The organism is Patulibacter sp. SYSU D01012 (assembly GCF_017916475.1).
Taxonomy (GTDB): domain Bacteria; phylum Actinomycetota; class Thermoleophilia; order Solirubrobacterales; family Solirubrobacteraceae; genus Patulibacter.
The window spans coordinates 556,934-573,867 of the sequence record NZ_JAFMTB010000003.1; the positions used below are offsets into that span (position 1 = coordinate 556,934).

Annotated in this window: 14 protein-coding genes; 9 read left to right on the forward strand and 5 right to left on the reverse strand. The window is 75.0% G+C overall.

Annotated features, from left to right (window positions below):
• Window positions 1-468 precede the first annotated feature (468 nt).
• From J3P29_RS18415 to J3P29_RS18445, 7 genes are read left to right on the forward strand one after another with little or no spacing between them, the layout of a single operon-like run.
• Window positions 469-1,815 carry an MlaD family protein gene (locus tag J3P29_RS18415; protein WP_210495755.1) on the forward strand — a complete coding sequence of 449 codons (1,347 nt, stop codon included), beginning with the start codon at window positions 469-471 and terminating at the stop codon, window positions 1,813-1,815.
• Window positions 1,815-3,164: an MlaD family protein gene (locus J3P29_RS18420; RefSeq protein ID WP_210495757.1), complete on the forward strand. Its 1,350-nt coding sequence runs from the start codon at window positions 1,815-1,817 to the stop codon at window positions 3,162-3,164. Before J3P29_RS18415 ends, J3P29_RS18420 begins: the two co-directional genes overlap by 1 nt.
• Complete coding sequence (locus tag J3P29_RS18425) at window positions 3,161-4,624, forward strand: MlaD family protein (RefSeq protein ID WP_210495758.1); 1,464 nt, start codon at window positions 3,161-3,163, stop codon at window positions 4,622-4,624. The genes J3P29_RS18420 and J3P29_RS18425 overlap by 4 nt, the downstream gene beginning before the upstream one ends.
• A complete protein-coding gene (locus J3P29_RS18430; protein ID WP_210495760.1) occupies window positions 4,621-6,150 on the forward strand; it encodes an MlaD family protein in 1,530 nt (509 codons plus the stop codon). Before J3P29_RS18425 ends, J3P29_RS18430 begins: the two co-directional genes overlap by 4 nt.
• Window positions 6,147-7,514 (forward strand): MlaD family protein, encoded by a 1,368-nt coding sequence (locus tag J3P29_RS18435; RefSeq protein ID WP_210495762.1) that lies wholly within the window; start codon window positions 6,147-6,149, stop codon window positions 7,512-7,514. The genes J3P29_RS18430 and J3P29_RS18435 overlap by 4 nt, the downstream gene beginning before the upstream one ends.
• On the forward strand, window positions 7,511-9,025 hold the full coding sequence (locus J3P29_RS18440) for an MlaD family protein (RefSeq protein WP_210495763.1): 1,515 nt from the start codon (window positions 7,511-7,513) through the stop codon (window positions 9,023-9,025). Before J3P29_RS18435 ends, J3P29_RS18440 begins: the two co-directional genes overlap by 4 nt.
• Complete coding sequence (locus J3P29_RS18445; RefSeq protein WP_210495765.1) at window positions 9,022-11,700, forward strand: lytic murein transglycosylase; 2,679 nt, start codon at window positions 9,022-9,024, stop codon at window positions 11,698-11,700. The genes J3P29_RS18440 and J3P29_RS18445 overlap by 4 nt, the downstream gene beginning before the upstream one ends.
• A 286-nt stretch (window positions 11,701-11,986) precedes the next feature.
• Here J3P29_RS18445 and J3P29_RS18450 read toward each other — a convergent pair whose 3' ends face one another.
• The 5 genes from J3P29_RS18450 to J3P29_RS18470 form a co-directional block, all read right to left on the reverse strand.
• Window positions 11,987-12,709 carry a TetR/AcrR family transcriptional regulator gene (locus tag J3P29_RS18450; protein ID WP_210495766.1) on the reverse strand — a complete coding sequence of 241 codons (723 nt, stop codon included), beginning with the start codon at window positions 12,707-12,709 and terminating at the stop codon, window positions 11,987-11,989.
• 64 nt (window positions 12,710-12,773) lie between these two features.
• Entirely contained in the window at window positions 12,774-13,286 is a 513-nt protein-coding gene (locus J3P29_RS18455) for a hypothetical protein (protein WP_210495767.1), read from the reverse strand.
• Window positions 13,287-13,480: 194 nt separating this feature from the next.
• On the reverse strand, window positions 13,481-14,335 hold the full coding sequence (locus tag J3P29_RS18460; protein ID WP_210495769.1) for a hypothetical protein: 855 nt from the start codon (window positions 14,333-14,335) through the stop codon (window positions 13,481-13,483).
• A gap of 13 nt (window positions 14,336-14,348) precedes the next feature.
• The gene (locus J3P29_RS18465; protein ID WP_210495770.1) at window positions 14,349-15,053 is read right to left on the reverse strand and encodes a hypothetical protein; all 705 of its coding nucleotides are present in this window, start codon (window positions 15,051-15,053) and stop codon (window positions 14,349-14,351) included.
• A 198-nt stretch (window positions 15,054-15,251) separates the two neighbouring features.
• Complete coding sequence (locus J3P29_RS18470) at window positions 15,252-15,461, reverse strand: cation transporter (RefSeq protein ID WP_210495772.1); 210 nt, start codon at window positions 15,459-15,461, stop codon at window positions 15,252-15,254.
• A 94-nt stretch (window positions 15,462-15,555) separates the two neighbouring features.
• Here J3P29_RS18470 and J3P29_RS18475 point away from each other — a divergent pair, with 94 nt between their 5' ends.
• Together J3P29_RS18475 and J3P29_RS18480 are read left to right on the forward strand one after the other, a co-directional pair.
• Window positions 15,556-15,879 carry a metal-sensitive transcriptional regulator gene (locus J3P29_RS18475; RefSeq protein ID WP_210495773.1) on the forward strand — a complete coding sequence of 108 codons (324 nt, stop codon included), beginning with the start codon at window positions 15,556-15,558 and terminating at the stop codon, window positions 15,877-15,879.
• 81 nt (window positions 15,880-15,960) lie between these two features.
• A complete protein-coding gene (locus J3P29_RS18480; RefSeq protein ID WP_210495774.1) occupies window positions 15,961-16,932 on the forward strand; it encodes a 1-acyl-sn-glycerol-3-phosphate acyltransferase in 972 nt (323 codons plus the stop codon).
• The last annotated feature ends 2 nt before the right edge of the window (window positions 16,933-16,934 follow it).

Sequence of the window (16,934 nt, forward strand, 5' to 3'; positions counted from 1 at the left end):
TCCGCGAAGGCGTGATGCAGGTCACAGGACCGGGTCAGCCTACGGCGGCGGAAAGCGGGCGAAATGCAGGGCGAACCGGGGCGGTACGGCGTACGGGCGGGCCCGCCGGCGTGCAGGTGGGGTTGCGGTGCCGTGCCCGGCGCGGCGGCCCGCACGGAGTGTGCCCGGGGTCACGGATATCCGTCCAACCGGGCCTCCGGGCGATCCGCGACCGATACCGTGCGGCGTCCCGCCGGGTTGGACCGCCGGTAGGAACGACAGGGTCGGCGCCTCGGCGCGCGCGTGGATCCCCAGTCGCGACCGCGCATCACGGGCCGTTCGACGGTTCGGATGCGTAACGAAAACACAACCGGTTCCGCGAACAAGGCCCGTGTATAGTGCCGACGCCCGGTACCCGTCGTACGTCCACGGCGCGGCCCGGCCCTGAGGAGCATCCCCCTGTCCCGCTCATCGTCCATCCCGCGCCGCGTGCGTCGTTCAGCGCCATTGGTCCTGCTCGCCGCCCTCGTCGTCGTCCTGGGGATCGTGCTGCTGGGCGGCAGCTCGGGCCACGAGTACCGGCTGGTCTTCGCCAACTCGAGCCAGATCGTCAAGGGCGGCGTCGTCCGCATCGGCGGCACGCCGGTCGGCACGGTCAAGAGCCTCGAGCTGACGAAGGACGACCTGGCCGAGGTGCGGGTGTCGGTGGACGACGAGTTCGCGCCCCTGCGCGAGGGCTCGACCGCCGTGATCCGCGTGCAGGGCCAGGCGAGCGTCGCCAGCCGCTACGTCGACATCAGCCCCGCGCCGACCGGCGCGCCGCTGAAGGACGACGCGATCATCCCGATCGACAAGACGACCTCGCAGGTCGAGCTGGACCAGGTCTTCTCGGCGTTCGACAAGGGCACGCGCACCGGCCTGCAGAAGACGATCAAGGGCTTCTCGCAGTGGTACGCCGGGCGCGAGCGCGAGGGCGCGACGTCCGCGCGCGAGCTGCCGCAGGCCGTCGCGGCGCTGCGCGGCTTCGCCGAGGAGGTCAACGCCCAGAGCGCCGACTTCGAGCGCCTCGTCTCGACGAGCGGTCAGGCGATGAGCCGCCTGGCCACCGAGCGCGAGGCCCTGACCGGCCTGGTCTCCGGGGCGGGCCGCACCGTTCAGGCCCTGGGCGCCGACACGCAGGCGCTGACCACGGCGCTGACCGACCTGCCGCCCGCGCTCCGCCAGGGCACGACCGCGCTGGCGAACCTGCGCCCGGCGCTCGGCGACCTGCGCGACCTCGTCGACGCCGCCGACGAGCCGTCGCGCGAGCTGACGCCCTTCCTGCAGGAGCTGACGCCCGTCGTCGACCGCGCGGTGCCCGTCTTCAAGCAGCTGCGGCAGATCGTCGACCGCTCCGGCGAGGGCAACGACGTGCTCGACGCGCTGCGCGACCTGCCCGCGCTCGAGAAGTCGACCAGCACGGCCTTCCCGAACGGCACGAAGGCGCTGAAGGAGTCGACGCCGATGCTCTCCTTCATCCGGCCGTACACCGCCGACCTGATGGCGTGGTTCCGCAGCTTCGGCTCCGCCGCGGCGACGTACGACGGCGCCGGGCACTACCTGAGCACCATGCCGGTCTTCGACGCCTTCAAGATCGGGGACGACGGCCAGGGCGGCAAGTACGTCGACAAGCCGCCGGCCGAGCGCGGCAAGGGCACGGGGCTCTCCACGGGCAACCTGCGCCGCTGCCCGGGCGCCGCGACCGCGGCCCCGGCCGACGGATCCGCGCCGTTCGTCGACGCCGGCGAGCTCGCCAACGCGGACTGCGACCCGTCCCAGCGACCGGGGGGGCGCTGATGCGCCGCCTGTGGGTCCTCCTCGCGGCCGGCGTCGTGGCGCTCGTCGTCGCCGTGTCGGCCGTCGCCTCGCGCGGCGACGGGTCCGACGACGGCGCCTACCGGGTGCGGGCGATCTTCGACAACGCCAGCTTCATCATCGCCGGCGGCGACGTGAAGGTCGCGGGCGTCAACGCGGGCACGATCGAGTCCGTCGACGTGACGCCCGACAACAAGGCCGTCGCCGTCCTGCGCATCACCGACCCCGCGTTCCAGGACTTCCGACGCGACGCCACGTGCAACATCGGCCTGCAGTCGCTCATCGGCGAGCAGTACGTCGAGTGCGTGCCGACGCAGAAGCGCGGCGACGGCATCCCGGTCCCCGGCCCCCTCGCCGCGATCCGCTCGGGCGAGGGCAAGGGCCAGCACCTGCTGCCCGTCAGCCAGACGAGCAGCCCGGTCGGCCCCGACCTGCTGGCGAACATCATGCGCGTGCCGCAGCGCGAGCGCTTCCGCCTGATCATCGCCGAGCTGGGCACCGGCCTGGCCGGCAACGGCGGCGAGCTGCGCACGGTCATCCGCCGGGCGAACCCGACGCTGCAGCAGGCGAACAAGCTCGTCGAGATCCTGGCGAAGCAGAACCGCACGATCGAGCGGCTCGTCGCGCAGTCCGACGAGGCCCTCGCGCCGCTGGCCAACCGGACGGACGACCTGAAGACCTTCATCGCGCGCTCGGGCGACACCGCCGAGGCGGTCGCGGCCCGCGGCGACGCGCTCGAGGAGAACCTGCGCCGGCTGCCCGGGTTCCTGGACGAGCTCGAGCCCGCCGCTCGCCGCATCGGCGCCCTCTCCGACCAGCTCGGGCCGGCGGTGGCCAACCTGACCTCGCGCGCGCCGGAGCTCAACCAGACGGTGGAGCGCCTGGGCGACTTCTCGAACGCCGCGACGCCCGCGCTGCGGTCGCTCGGCGACGCCGCCGACCAGGGGCGCGAGACGTTCCCGCGCATCATGCGCCTGGCCAACCAGCTCGACGAGCTGGGCACGCCGCTCGCCCCGCTGGCGAAGGACCTGGCCGAGCTCGGCGACAGCTTCGACCGCACGGGCGGCATCACGCACATCCTGCGGCTCCTCTACTTCTACACCGCCTCGCTGAACGGCAAGGACGGCATCGCGCACTACATCCGCACGACGATCGTTCCGGACGGCAGCTGCCTGGACCGTTCGCCGGTCGTCTCGGCCAGCTGCGTCGGCCGTTTCCTCCCTCAGGAGGACGACGCGGAGAGCCGGGCGGCGAGCCGGTCGAGCTCCGGTGACGTGACGAAGGCACGCAAGCAGCTCGAGACCCTGCTCGGCCCGGAGGGCACCCGATGAACCCCCGCGCCCGCCGCAGCTCGATCGCCGCCAACCCGGTGCTCATCGGCGCCGCCACGGTCCTCATCGCCATCGTGGGCGTGGTCCTGGCCTACAACGCCAACAACGGCCTGCCGTTCGTCAAGACGTACCAGCTGAAGGCGCAGGTGCCGGACGCCGCGGGCCTGATCGTCGGCAACGACGTGCGCGCCGGCGGCACCCGCATCGGCTTCGTCAGCGGCATCGCGGCGCGCACGGGCAGGGACGGCGACGTCGGCGCGACCATCACGCTCAAGCTCGACGAGACGGTCCGGCCGCTGCCCGAGGACACGCAGATCGAGATCCGCCCGCGGTCGGTGCTGGGCCTGAAGTACGTGCAGCTGACGAAGGGCCGCTCGAAGCGGATGCTCGCCGACGGCGGCACGATCCCGCTGCGCTACGCCGCGGCCAAGCCCGTCGAGCTCGACGACCTGTTCAACACCTTCGACGAGGACACCCGCTCGGCGGCGGCCCAGAACACCGTCGAGTTCGGCAACATGCTCGCCGGCCGCGGCGACGACCTGAGCCGCGTCATCCAGGGCCTGCGCCCGCTCGTGGAGCACGCCGAGCCGGCGCTGCGCCGGCTCGTCAGCCCGCAGACCGGCCTGGACCGGTTCTTCCCCGCGCTCGAGCGCGCGGCCGCCGAGGTCGCCCCGGTCGCCGAGCAGCAGGCGGGCCTGGTGACGGGCCTGAGCCGCACCCTGACCGAGCTCGCGCGGGTGCGCACGTCGATCCAGGCGACGATCGCCGAGGGTCCGCGGGCGCTGCAGGCGGGGACGGAGGAGTTCCCCAAGCAGGCGCGGTTCATGCGCGAGACCACCGAGCTCGCCCGGCGCCTGCGCCCGGCGTTCGCGTCGATCTCCGCCGCCGCGCCCGGACTGGCCTCGGCGTTCCGGACCGGCACCCCGGCCCTGCGCCGCTCGCCGGCGCTGAACCGACGGCTGGAGACGACGCTCCGCAACACGGAGGCGTTCGGCACGTCCTCCAACGTGCTCGCGGGCCTGCGCCAGCTGGCGACGACCGCGGACGTCCTGCGGCCCACGGCCGCGTTCATCGCCCCCGCGCAGACGACCTGCAACTACATCACGCTGCTCACGCGCAACCTGGCCGGCGCACTCTCGGACGGCGACGTCGTGGGCACCGGCCTGCGGACGAGCCTCGTGATCCTGCCGCAGTACCCGGAGAGCGAGTTCGGGCCGGCGAGCAAGCCCGCGAACGGTCCTCGAGCCCCGCAGGCGCGCAACACGCCCGACAAGGAGTCGTTCCTCCACAGCAACCCCCTGCCGAACACCGCCGCGCCCGGGCAGCCGCGGGAGTGCGAGGCCGGCAACGAGAAGTTCGTGGGCGGTCAGCAGCAGATCGGCAGCACGCTGACGGCCGACGGCACCGGCACCGACGGGCAGAACGTGAACGCGCCGCTCGTGAAGGAGAACGGCAAGTGATCCCGCGACGCAAGGCCGTGCCGGCCAACCGCACCGGCGGCATCTCGCCGGTCAAGGCGGGCCTGCTGCTCATCCTGCTGATCGCGGTCGCCGTGTACTTCGGGTTCACGAAGCGGGTGCCGTTCAAGCACCACTACACGGTCAACGCCGTGGTGCAGACGTCGAATCTGATCGCGCCCGGCTCGCCGGTGCGCATCGCGGGGGTCAACGTCGGCAAGGTCGTCTCGACGGGCCGCTACAAGGACAGCCGGTACGCCGAGGTGACGATGCAGATCGACGGCGACGGCCGGCCCGTCCGCCGCGACGCCAGCATCAAGATCCGTCCGCGCCTGTTCCTGGAGGGCAACTTCTACGTCGAGCTGTCGCCCGGCAAGCCGGGGAGCCCCGAGATGCCCGACGGCGGCGTCATCCCCATCTCGCGCACGGCGGTGCCGGTGCAGCTCGACCAGGTGCTGGCCGTGCTGAAGACGGACACGCGCCAGGCGCTCAAGCAGACGGCGCAGGGCCTGGGCGACGGCTTCGGCGCGGAGCCCACCGCGGCCGAGGACGCCTCGCAGGATCCGGCGGTGCGCGGCCTCACCGGCGGCCAGGCGCTGAACCGGACGCTGGCCAGCTCGCCGCAGGCGCTGCGCGACTCGGGCGCCGTGCTGCGCGCGCTTCGGGGCGAGCGCAAGGGCGACCTGTCGAAGGCGATCTCGGGGCTCGGCGACGTGACCGAGCAGCTCGCCAGCACGGAGGGATCGCTGACGTCCCTCGTGCGAGGCTTCAACACGACCGTCGGCACGACGGCGGCGAACGCGCAGGCCCTGACGGCGTCGATCCGGGGCCTCGCCACCACGGCGACGACGGCGAAGACGACGTTCCGCCAGCTCGACGCGGCGCTGCCGCCCGCCCGTGCCGCCGCGCGCGACACCGCGGCGGCCATGCGCCAGCTGCCGGACACGATCGACGCCGCGCGCCCCTGGCTGGCCCAGGCGCGGCCGCTGCTCGGCGAGTCCGAGCTCGGCGGCCTGCTCGACGACCTGCAGCCGTCGCTGACCACGCTCGCGTCCTTCACGCACGAGGCCAAGGACTGGGTGCCGCGGCTCGACGACTTCTCGCGCTGCATGAACGAGGTCTTCCTCCCGACCGCGCGGATCAAGGTCGACGACGGATTCCTGTCGGCCAACGTCGAGAACTACAAGGAGTTCTTCTACGCGTTGGTGGGCCAGGCCGGCGAGGGCGCCAGCTTCGACGGCAACGGCTCGAAGCTCCGCATCCAGTCCGTCGGCGGCGCCACGCCGGTCAAGTCCGGATGGTCCTCGGTGACCGGCCGTCCGACCTTCAGCAACTTCACGGAGCCCTCCACCGGCACGAGCCCGGCGTACGGTGGCCAGGCGCCCCCGATCCGCGCGGACAAGCGCTGCTACACGAACCCGGTGCCGGACGTCAACGGCCCGGCGAGCCGGGGCCCCGGCGACGGATCGCGCCCGAGCGCGCCAGCACCGCCCGTGCCGAACCTGAGCGTGAACGGGAGCGGTCGATGACGAGCGGCTGGCGCGGCCACATCAAGGAGGTCGCCTTCATCCTGCTCATCGCGCTCCTCGGCGTGGTGATCGCGGGCTACATCTTCTCGCGGCAGAACGTCTCGCCGCCGACGTGGATGCCGGTGCTCGGCAAGAAGTACTTCTACGTCGACGCGCGCTTCGAGCGCGCCGCCGGCGTCATGCCCGGGCAGGGCCAGGCCGTCACGATCGCCGGCGTGACCGTCGGCAAGGTCGACGGCGTGCGCCTGGACCAGGGGCAGGCCGTCGTGCGCCTGAAGATCGACGAGGACCACTCGCGGATCTACCCCGACGCGACGATGCTCCTGCGGCCGAAGACGCCGCTGAAGGACATGATCGTCGAGCTCGACCCGGGCACGAAGGCCGCGGGCCGGCCGCTGAAGGACGGCGCCACCCTCGGCGTCGAGGCGACCAACCCGGACGTCAACTTCGACGAGATCATCCAGAACCTGGACGCCGATACGCGGGCCCAGCTCGGCGCCCTGCTCGGCGAGGCCGGCACGGCGCTCGGCGGGAAGGGCGGCCGCGCGCTGGCCCGCGACCTGCGGCGCTTCGAGCCGCTCTCGCGCAACGCCGCGAAGGCGAGCGAGCTGCTCGCCACCCGCGGCCAGCTCACCCGCCGCCTGGTCACCAACCTGGGCCGGATCACGAAGGAGCTCGGCAGCTCGGACGCGCAGCTGGCGCGCTTCGTGAAGAGCAACGACGCGATGTTCTCGCGCTTCGCCGCGCAGAACGAGAACCTGGGCGAGACGATCCGGCGCCTGCCGGACGCCCTCGAGACGACGACGACCGCGCTGCAGAAGGCCGGCCGCCTGTCGACGACCCTCTCGCAGGGCCTGCCGAAGATCCGGCCGGCCACGCAGGGCCTCGCGCCGGCGCTGAAGGACCTCGAGCCGATGCTCGAGAAGACGACGCCGGTCCTGAAGAACCAGCTGCGGCCGTTCGCGCGCGACGCGCAGCCGACGGCCCGGCGGCTGCAGCCGGCGGTGGCGAAGCTCGAGAAGGCGACGCCGGACCTCAACCGCTTCACGAGGGTCCTCAACGCGCTGTTCGACGCCATGGCCTACGACCCGCCGGGCAACACGGCGAAGGACCAGAGCTACCTCTTCTACCTGCCCTGGGCGGGCCACAACACGAACTCGGCGCTGTCCACGCAGGACGCGGTCGGGCCGCTGCGCCGCGCGGTCGTGCGCTACGAGTGCGGCACGCTCAACCTCCTGGCGAACTACATCAACTTCGCGGACCCGAAGACCACCACGTCGAATCCCACGATCACGGCGATGCTCGGTCTGCTGAACACCCCGGCGTTCGAGCCCACCTGTCCGCAGGGGAACTACACGAAGTGATCAAGACGATCCCGACACTCCCGCGACTGATCGCCATGATCGGCTTCGCGCTCTTCTCCTTCGGGGCGCTCCTCTTCCTCTGGATCTCGTTCGGCGGCCCCGTGCCGCTGTCGCCGAAGGGCTACCGCTTCCAGGTCGCGTTCCCCGAGGCCGCGCAGCTGGCGCAGCAGGCCGACGTCCGCATCTCGGGGGTCACGGTCGGCAAGGTCGTCGCGCTCGAGACCGTGCCCGGCAACCAGACCCGGGCCACGATCCAGCTCGACGAGAAGTACGCGCCGATCCCGAAGGCCGCGCGCGCCACGCTGCGCTCGAAGACGCTGCTGGGCGAGACGTTCGTCGAGCTGGCGCCGAACCGGTCCGCGGGCACCGGCCCGCTGCCGGAGAACGGCAAGCTGGCCGCGTCGGCCGTCGAGCCGACGGTCGAGCTCGACGAGCTGCTGCGGACGTTCGACGACAAGACGCGCGCGGCGTTCCGCACCTGGATGCAGACGCAGGCGGCGGCGCTGAACGGTCGCGGCGACGACCTGAACGCCGCCCTCGGCGAGTTCCCCGGCCTGATCGACGAGCTCTCCGAGCTGAGCGCCACCATCGACGCGCAGGGCTCGGCCGTCACCCAGTCCGTCTCGGGCACCGCCGACGTCTTCGAGGCGCTCACCGCCCGCCAGGGCGAGCTGCGCCGCCTGGTGAGCGAGGGCGACAAGACCTTCCGCACCATCGGCCAGCGCAACAAGGAGCTCGCCGCCGTCTTCGAGGCGCTGCCGGCCTTCGAGCGCGAGGCCTCGCGGACGCTGCCGGCCGTCACCCGCCTCGGGGACCGCGCCGTGCCCGTCGTCGAGCGGCTGCAGCCCGCGGCGACCCAGCTGGCGAAGAGCTTCGACGCGGTCAACCGCCTGACGCCCGACCTCGAGGCGTTCATGAAGCGTCTGGACCCCGTCGTCTCGGCGTCGAAGCAGGGGCTGCCCGCGTTCGACCGCATCCTCGACCAGATGCCGCCGGTGCTCGACGCGTTCGTGCCGTTCACGCGGACCGTCAACCCGCTGCTGCGCTACCTGGGGCAGAACAAGCAGGACTTCACGTCCTTCGTCGCGAACGTCTCCGCGGCGACGCAGCGAGGACTGTCCACTCCGCGGGCCGGGAGGATGCATGAGGTGCGCGCCAGCGTGACGCTGTCGCCGCAGGGCATGGGCTACCAGCAGTACGTGCCCGGCCAGAGCCGCAGCAACCCCTACATGGCGCCGGGCGGCATGAAGGACCTCGCCACGGGGCTCAAGACGCTCGACAGCCGCACCTGCGGGAACACCGACCCGCTGCCCCCGACCGAGACGAACAACCTCGGCGGGCTCGAGCGCCTGCTCCCGAGCGCCTTCCGGACCACCGGCCGCGACAGCCCGCGCCCGGGCTGCGTCCAGCAGGGCACCTACCCCGGGTTCTCCACCGTGTTCCCGCAGCTCAAGGCCGATCCGCCCGCGAAGGACGCGCCGTCGACCTCCGACCAGGAGACCCGCCGGTGAGCGCGTCGCGCCCGACGAACGGGGTCGTGGCGGCGGCCGTCGCGGCCGGGCTCCTCGGTGCGCCCGCGGTGGCGGGCGCTCAGGAGGCCGCGCCGGCGACGACGCCCGCCCCGGCCCCCGCCGCTCAGCCGGCCACCACGCCCAACGTCGCGCCCGCGCCGGACATGCCGGCGGACGACCCGATCACGCGGACGGAGCCGCTCGTCCCCGAGTCGAGCGCGCAGAAGCCGTCGAAGCCGCAGGCGTCGAAGGGCGGCGCCGCGTCCTCGTCGTCGGGCACGACGAAGCAGGACCACACGGGTACGGCGCACGGGGTCGGGGACCGCGTGAGCTCGGGTGACGCGGGGGCCGACGACGCCCCCGACGCGGCGCCGACGACGGACGACGCGCCGCGGCAGAGCGGCCGCGCGCAGCGGGCCGCGAAGCGCCGCGCCGAGCGGGCCGCCAAGCGCAAGGCCCGGGAGCGCAAGCGCGAGCAGCGCGCGGAGGCGCGGGAGCGGCAGCAGGCGGCGCAGACGACCGGGCCGGCCACGCCGGAGGCTCCCGCCGGCGACGCCACCCCGGTGGTGCCGTCCGCGGGGGAGAACCTGCTGACGCCGCCGGTCGCGGTGCCGGGGCTCTTCCTCAACCGCTTCCAGATCCCGCCGTTCCTGCTGCCGATCTACCAGGCCGCCGGCGTGCAGTACGGCGTGCGCTGGGAGCTGCTCGCCGCGATCAACGAGATCGAGACGAACTACGGCCGCAACCTGAACGTCTCGTCCGCCGGTGCGCTCGGCTGGATGCAGTTCATGCCGGCCACCTGGAACATGTACGGGGTCGACGCCAACGGCGACGGCAAGGCCGACCCGTACAACCCCGTCGACGCGATCTTCGCCGCCGCGCGGTACCTGAAGGCCGCCGGCGCCGAGCAGGACGTGCGCCGCGCCGTCTTCGCCTACAACCACGCCGACTGGTACGTCGACTCCGTCCTGCTGCGCGCGCGGCTGATCAGCGGCCTGCCCGCCGACCTGGTCTCCAGCCTGACCGGCCTGACCCAGGGCGTCTTCCCCGTCGCCGAGGGCGAGGACCGCGCGAGCCTCGGCGACGCCGCCGCCGTGACCGACGGCGACGCGCCCGAGAGCACGGCCCTCGACACGGACGGCGACGACCGCGCCGACGAGGGCCCGCGCCGCAGCATCGCGATCCGCACCGCGCCGGGCACAGACGCGGTCGCCGTCCAGGACGGCACCGTCGTCGGGCTGGGCGAGAGCGACCGCCTGGGCCGGTTCGTCCGCCTGCGCGACGTCTACGGCAACCGCTACACGTACGGCCACCTGGGATCGCTCGCCGCGCGCGTGCCCGCCGCCGGCGCCGACGCCGCCGACGAGGAGCACCCGGCGGCGGAGGACGAGCCGCGCGACCCCAAGCCGACCGCGGCTGCGACCGCCGGGCGGCAGGAGCGCGGCGGCGAGCCCGCGGGCGCGGCGACCGACGCCGCGCCGGGGGATGCCGCCGCGCCCGCGGACGGGGACGCACGCCGCCCGGCGGCAGCTGACGGCGGCGACCGGCGCGACGGCCGGTCCGGAGCGCCGGCCGACCCGGACGCCCTGCCCGCCACGCCCGGTCCCGCGGCCGGCGGACCGGTCGCGACCGACGGCGGCGACGACCGCGTCCGCGCGAACCCCGCCGCTCCGGACCCCGCCCCGGCCGCGACCGTCCCGGGCGACCTGGCCGCCGGCGATCCCTCGGCCACGCCCACCCCGACGCCGCAGACCGAGGAGCCGGCCGCGCCGCGTCCGGTCCACGAGCGGGAGACCGGTCCCACGCGGCCGCTGCGCGAGGGCACCCGCGTCACCGGCGGCACGGTCCTGGGCACCGTCGGGGCCGCGAAGGACGGCGAGGACGACCCGAAGCGCGCGGCGATGACGTTCGAGGTGCGACCCGCCGGACGCAACGCGCCGCGGGTCGACCCGAAGCCGCTGCTCGAGGGCTGGCGCCTGCTCGCGTCCAGCTCGGTGCTGGGGGCGAAGAACGGCGGCGCGATGTTCGCCGCCGGCCAGGGCGGCGCGAGCGCCGGGCAGGTGCTGCTCATGAGCAAGGCGCAGCTCGAGCGCCGGGTGCTCGCCGACGACCGCATCGACATCTACGAGCGCGGGCGCGAGCAGATCCGGCAGGGTCTCGTCGATCGCCGCGTCCTGGCGACGCTCGCGTACCTGTCGGCCAGCGGCCGGCGCCTGACGATCTCGTCGCTGCGGCGCCCCGGGTCGATCACCACGTCCGGCAACCTGTCCGAGCACGACTCCGGCAACGCGGTCGACATCGCGGCGGTGGACGGCAAGGTCATCTCGCCCGCCACCCAGGGCCCGGGCTCGATCACGGCGGACGTCATCCGTCAGCTGCTCGCGCTGCAGGGCACGATGAAGCCGCACCAGATCATCAGCCTGATGACGCCGTCCGACTTCGGTGGCGCGGACAACGTGCTGGCGCTGCCCGACCACGCCGACCACATCCACGTCGGCTTCCACGTCGAGCAGACGGCGGATCCGGTGCTGGGCGAGCAGGCGCGCTCGGCGCTCAAGCCCAGCCAGTGGGACACGCTCATCGGCCGACTGGGCAAGATCGAGAATCCGACGGTGCCGGAGAAGGCGTCGAAGTACGCCATCCGCCGCAAGGGCGCCGGCCGCGGCAAGCGCTGAGGCCGCCGCGCGGTCCGGCGGGCGGGCCGCTTCGGCGGGCGGGCCGGGCCGGCTAACCGGCAGGGTGGGGCCTTGCGCGCGCGGGGCGCCCGGGTTACGGTGTCCACCCTACGGGCGCCGCGTGTCGTCCCCTCCGCCGTGCGGGGGACCGCGGTCGCTCCGGCCGCGCTTCCCGCACCATCACGCCCGCACGCCACCGGCCGCCGACCTCAGTCTCTCCTCGCGGCGGTCCGGTGGCGGCGAGGCGGGCGGGACCGGCCGACGCGGGGCCGCGGGACGGGAGCGCTCAGGCCTCCGCCGCCGCGGCGGGCGGCGCCAGGCGCTGGCCGAGGAACGCCTCGGCCGCGTCGCGGGCCTCGGCCGCGCCCTCGCGGCCCACGTACGGCAGGAAGATCGTCTGCACGATGTCCGGCACCTCGCCGCGCAGGCGCTCGAGCTCGCCGTGGAGGACGCGGGAGTAGATGACCTCGTGGATGCCGCCAGTCACCGTCTGCGCCGTCAGCGGCGGGGCGTCGTCCGGCACCATCCCCGACTCGCGCACGCCGTCGGTGATCAGCGTCGACAGGCGCTCCATCGCGGCGCAACGGCGCTCCACCGCCTCGGCTCCGGCGGCCAGGACCTCGACGACGCCCATCTCGGCCATCGCGGGATCGTCCGCCAGCGTCTGGATGAGCGTGTGCACGGCCCAGGTCGTGCGCTCGTGCAGCGTGCCCTCGATCGCGTACGCCGCGCCGACCTTCGCCTTCAGCTCGTCGACCGCCTGGTCGTAGGCCTCGAGGAAGGCGGCCTCCTTGTTCGGGAAGTAGTCGTAGAACGTGCGCCGCGAGACGCCGGCCGTCGAGATGATGTCCTCGACCACCATCGGCCCGTAGCCCGCGACGCTGGCGACGTCGACGACGGCCCGCAGGATGCGCTCGCGCTGGTTCTGCGCCACCGCCTCGCGCGGGATGCCGTGGCGGCCCGGCGGCAGCTGGTCGGCGCGCCGGCTGCGGGCGTCGCTATCGAGCACGGGGCGTCCGGGGACGGGGGCGTGGGCGGGCGCGGCGGAGCACGGGGCGGCGATCCTCGGGGCGTCAGACGGGGTAGTAGCCCTTGCCCTGCTTGCGGAGGCGACCCTCGCGCTGCAGGGTGGGCAGCAGGCGGAAGAGGACGCTGGCGGCGACGTCCATGCGCTCGGCCAGCTGGACGGCGGTCAGGCCCGGCTCGGCGGCCACGGTGTCGATGGCGCGCTGCTCGTGCGCGGCGGCCTCCTCCTCGATGGAGGGGCGCACGGGCTGTGGGGCCGAGCCGGCGGCGGCCGCCGCCGAGCGGGCGGCGCGACGCTTGCGGGCGGCGGTGCCGCGGGGCGGCTTCGGCGGCGCGGGCGGTGCCGCGGTCGCGGCGGCCGGCAGCCCGTCCAGGGGCGGCAGGCCGTCGGCGCCCCCGACCGGGAACGGGAACAGGCTGACGTGGGCGGCCGCCGCGTCCGGGTCCAGGTTGGCGATCGCGCCGCGCAGCTGCTGCAGGGCGGTGTACTCCGCGAACGCGGGCTGCAGCTCGCTCAGGCGGGCGTCGATCTGGCGCTGGAAGTCGTCGATGAGCGACAAAGCAGGGAGAACCTACAGATCAGTGCGTGCGGGGTCCACACGAGTTTCCCGGAACCCCCCATGCGGGTGTTTCCAGCTCGGAAACGCCCGCTGCGACGAGGGACGCGGCCCGCCGGCCCGGCCTGGTCCGGCCCGGCGGACGCCTTGTGTGCGAGCCCGGGTGCGGGTCGCCGACGCGCAGCCCGCGCCCCGGCTCAGCGCGGGCGCACGGCGCGGGTGCGCCGCACCGGCCGCGCCGGACGCAGCGCGGCGGCCCCCACCGCGACGGCGACGCCGACGGCGGCCAGCACCAGCGCCACGGTCCGCAGGCCGCCGAGGACCTCGTCCCACACGGCGGCCGCGATGTCGCGCTCGGCGCCGGGCGCCGCGCCCCCGAGCGCGAGCGTCCGCGCCAGCAGCTCGATCCCGACCAGCAGCAGGCCGACGACGAGGGCCGCGGCGCCCAGGCCCACGACGATCCGGCGCCGGTCCGCGGCGAGCAGCAGCGCGAGGAGGGCCACCGCCGCGGCCGCGCCCAGGCCGACCGGGCCCAGCGTTCGCAGCGCGTAGACGTCGGCGGTCGTGCGCGCCTGGGCGCGGGAGCGCTCGAAGCTCGCCACGCGCACGTCGCCGACCCCGCGGAGCGCCGCGACGACCGGCGCCGGCAGGTCGCCGGACGCGCGGGCGGCGGCGACGCCCAGATCGTCCACGGTCAGGCTGATCCGTCGGCGGTCGCCGTCCAAGACCTGCGCCCGGGCGGCCCGGACGGACGAGCGCCAGGTGCGCTCGAACGCCCGCGACGCGACGACGCGGCGGGTGATCGGCTCGGTCTGCGCGCGCGCCTCGTCGGGCGGCAGGCCGGCCGCCGCGATCGCCCCGGCGATGGCGTCCGACGCCCCGTCCACGATCGCGTCCTGCACGACCGGCTCCCGCAGCACGGCGCTGGCGTGGTCGGCCGTCGCGCGCGCCTGCGCCGTGCGGCGCAGGTGGTCGAGCGGCAGCGCCGCCAGCGCCAGGACCGCGGCGACGACGACGAGCAGGGCGGCGAGGCGCTGGCGACCGGAACGCACGCCCCGCAGGATCTCAGCCCGGCGAGCCGACGGCGCCGCGTCGGCCCGGACGGGCCCGCGTCGGTCGCGCCGCGGCGGCCCGCGCCCGGCTGCGGGCGCTCGGGCCGCCGGCCGGGCGCCGGGGCGGCAGGCCCACGGGCGCGTCGCACCACGGGCAGGCGCCGTCGGCGCCGGCGAGCACCTCGGCCTCGCAGCGGGCGCACCAGCCGCGCTCCACGACGTGGTCGCGCAGCGTGGCGGGGTCGATCCCGGCGCCCACCGCGATGGTCGAGCAGACGTGGGTGACGGTCGCGCCGTTGCCCGCGCGGCCGAGCACGAGCTGCTCGACGAAGCGGCCGGCCCGCGGCAGCGTCACCCCCAGGCGCGCCGCGAGGGCGTCGGCGCCCTCGGCCTGCAGCAGCTCGGTCAGGCGCGCCTGCAGGGTGCCGTCCAGCGGGACGTGCAGGGCGTCGAACGCCTCGGGGCCGTGGGTGAGGATGTCCTCCACGCACCGGCGGTCGAGGAAGTGCGCGTGGGTGCCCCGGGTCGTGCGCAGCGCGACGATGGCACCCAGGCGCCGGCGGCACAGGCGGAAGCGCGCGCACGTGGCGTCGATGCCGGCGCGCTCGACGGACACCCGCAGCAGCTCGGCGGTGGGGCGGATGTCGACGCGCTCGCCGCCCGAGCGGCGCGGGCCGCCGGGCGAGACGGGCGCGGGGGCGGGACGCGCCGGCGTCATGGCCGGCGCTTCGCGTCGAGGAGGGGCGAGGGGGGAGGGGCGTGGGGGGTCATGAGGGAGCCGGCGGTGCGGTCCTGGTGGCCGCCGGGGGCCGCCGGATGCGCGCCAGCATACGCCCGCCGACCCGCCACGTCGAGCGATCCGGCGCCGTGGCGTGGACGCTGCACACATCCGCCCCCGCGCGGGCGGCGCCGGCGGTCAGTCGACGACCTTGTAGCCCGCCTCCGCCACGGCGGCCGCGACGGCCTCGTCGTCCACGTTCGTGCCGACGACGCTCACGCGCCCGGACGGCAGGTCGACCTCGACCGCCTCGACGCCGGCGACCTCGCCGACCTCCTCGCGGACGGACGCGACGCAGTGCTGGCAGGTCATGCCGGTGACGACGTACTCGTGGGTGGCGCTGCTCATGGGGTCCTCTCGGATCGAGGGATGGATGGCGCAGGACACGCTACTACACCCCCAGGGGGTATCATGCGGAGCGACCCGCATCCGAGGCCCGAGCATGACGAACCAGACGCCCGAACCCGCCGCCCCCGACGCGGCTCCCGCCGGCCGCGGCTACTCCGCGAGCAAGGACGCGCTGCTCAAGCGCCTGAAGCGCATCGAGGGCCAGGTGCGCGGGATCGAGGGGATGGTGCAGGACGAGCGGTACTGCATCGACGTCCTGACGCAGATCGGCGCGGTCCAGGCCGCGCTGGACAAGGTCGCCCTGGGGCTGCTGGACGACCACGTGCACCACTGCGTCATGGGCGCGGAGGGCGCGCTCGCCGACGAGCGCACGGACGAGCTGATGGCCGCCGTCGGGCGGCTCATGCGCCGCGGCTAGCCGCTCGACCTGCCGCGGCCGCGCGGATAGGCTCCGCCCCACGCCCGGCGGACGCTCCCGCGACCGCCGCGCCCGTCCCGCATGCCGTCCGCGCCGCCGCACGCCCGCCCGACGACCACCACGCCCTCCCGCGGGCGCGGGGCCCTCGCGCCGCTGGCCGGGGCCGCCGGCACCGTCGCGCGCACGGCCCTGCGTCCCGCGGCGGCCCCGGCGCGCGTCGCCCGGCGCACCGTCGCCGGCCTGCTCCGCGCGCGCGTGCGGCCCGTCGACCCGGACGAGCGCGACCCCTTCCTCGTCCGCGACGTCCTGCCCGGGGCGTGGCTGCTGGCCAGCCTGTGGTTCCGGGCCGAGGTGCGCGGGCTGCACCACGTGCCGCGGGACACGCCGGTGCTGCTCGTCGGCAACCACTCCGGCGGCACGATGACCCCCGACTCGCTCGTCTTCGCGCTCGCGTTCGCCAGCCACTTCGGACCCGAGCGCCCGCTCCACGTCCTCGTCCACGCCCTGGCGTCGGCGTACCCGGGGCTCGGCGTGCTGCGCCGCCTGGGGATCCTGCCGGCGGACCCCGACGCCGCGCGGCGCGCGCTGCGCAGCGGGTCGTGCGTCCTGGTCTACCCCGGCGGCGAGCGCGAGGCGCACCGGCCCAGCTGGCGGTCGGCGCGCGTGGACCTGGGCGACCGGACCGACGTCGTGCGCCTGGCGCTCGAGGCCGACGTGCCGATCGTGCCGGTGGTCGCCATCGGCGGGCAGGAGACGGCGCTCTTCCTCGGCCGGGGCGAGGGGCTGGCGCGCCGTCTGCGCCTGGACCGGCTGCTCGGCGTCGACGCGCTCCCGCTGTCGCTCGCCGCGCCGTGGGGGCTCAACGTCGGCGACGCCCTCGGGCACGTCCCCCTCCCGGCGAAGATCGTCGTGCAGGTGCTGCCGCCGGTGGACGTGCGGGAGGAGTTCGGCGACGAGCCGGACGAGGCCGCGGTGCTCGCGCACGTCGGCGCGACGATGCAGGAGATGCTCGGCGAGCTGGCGCGCCGGCGGCGCCTGCCGGTGGTGGGCTGACC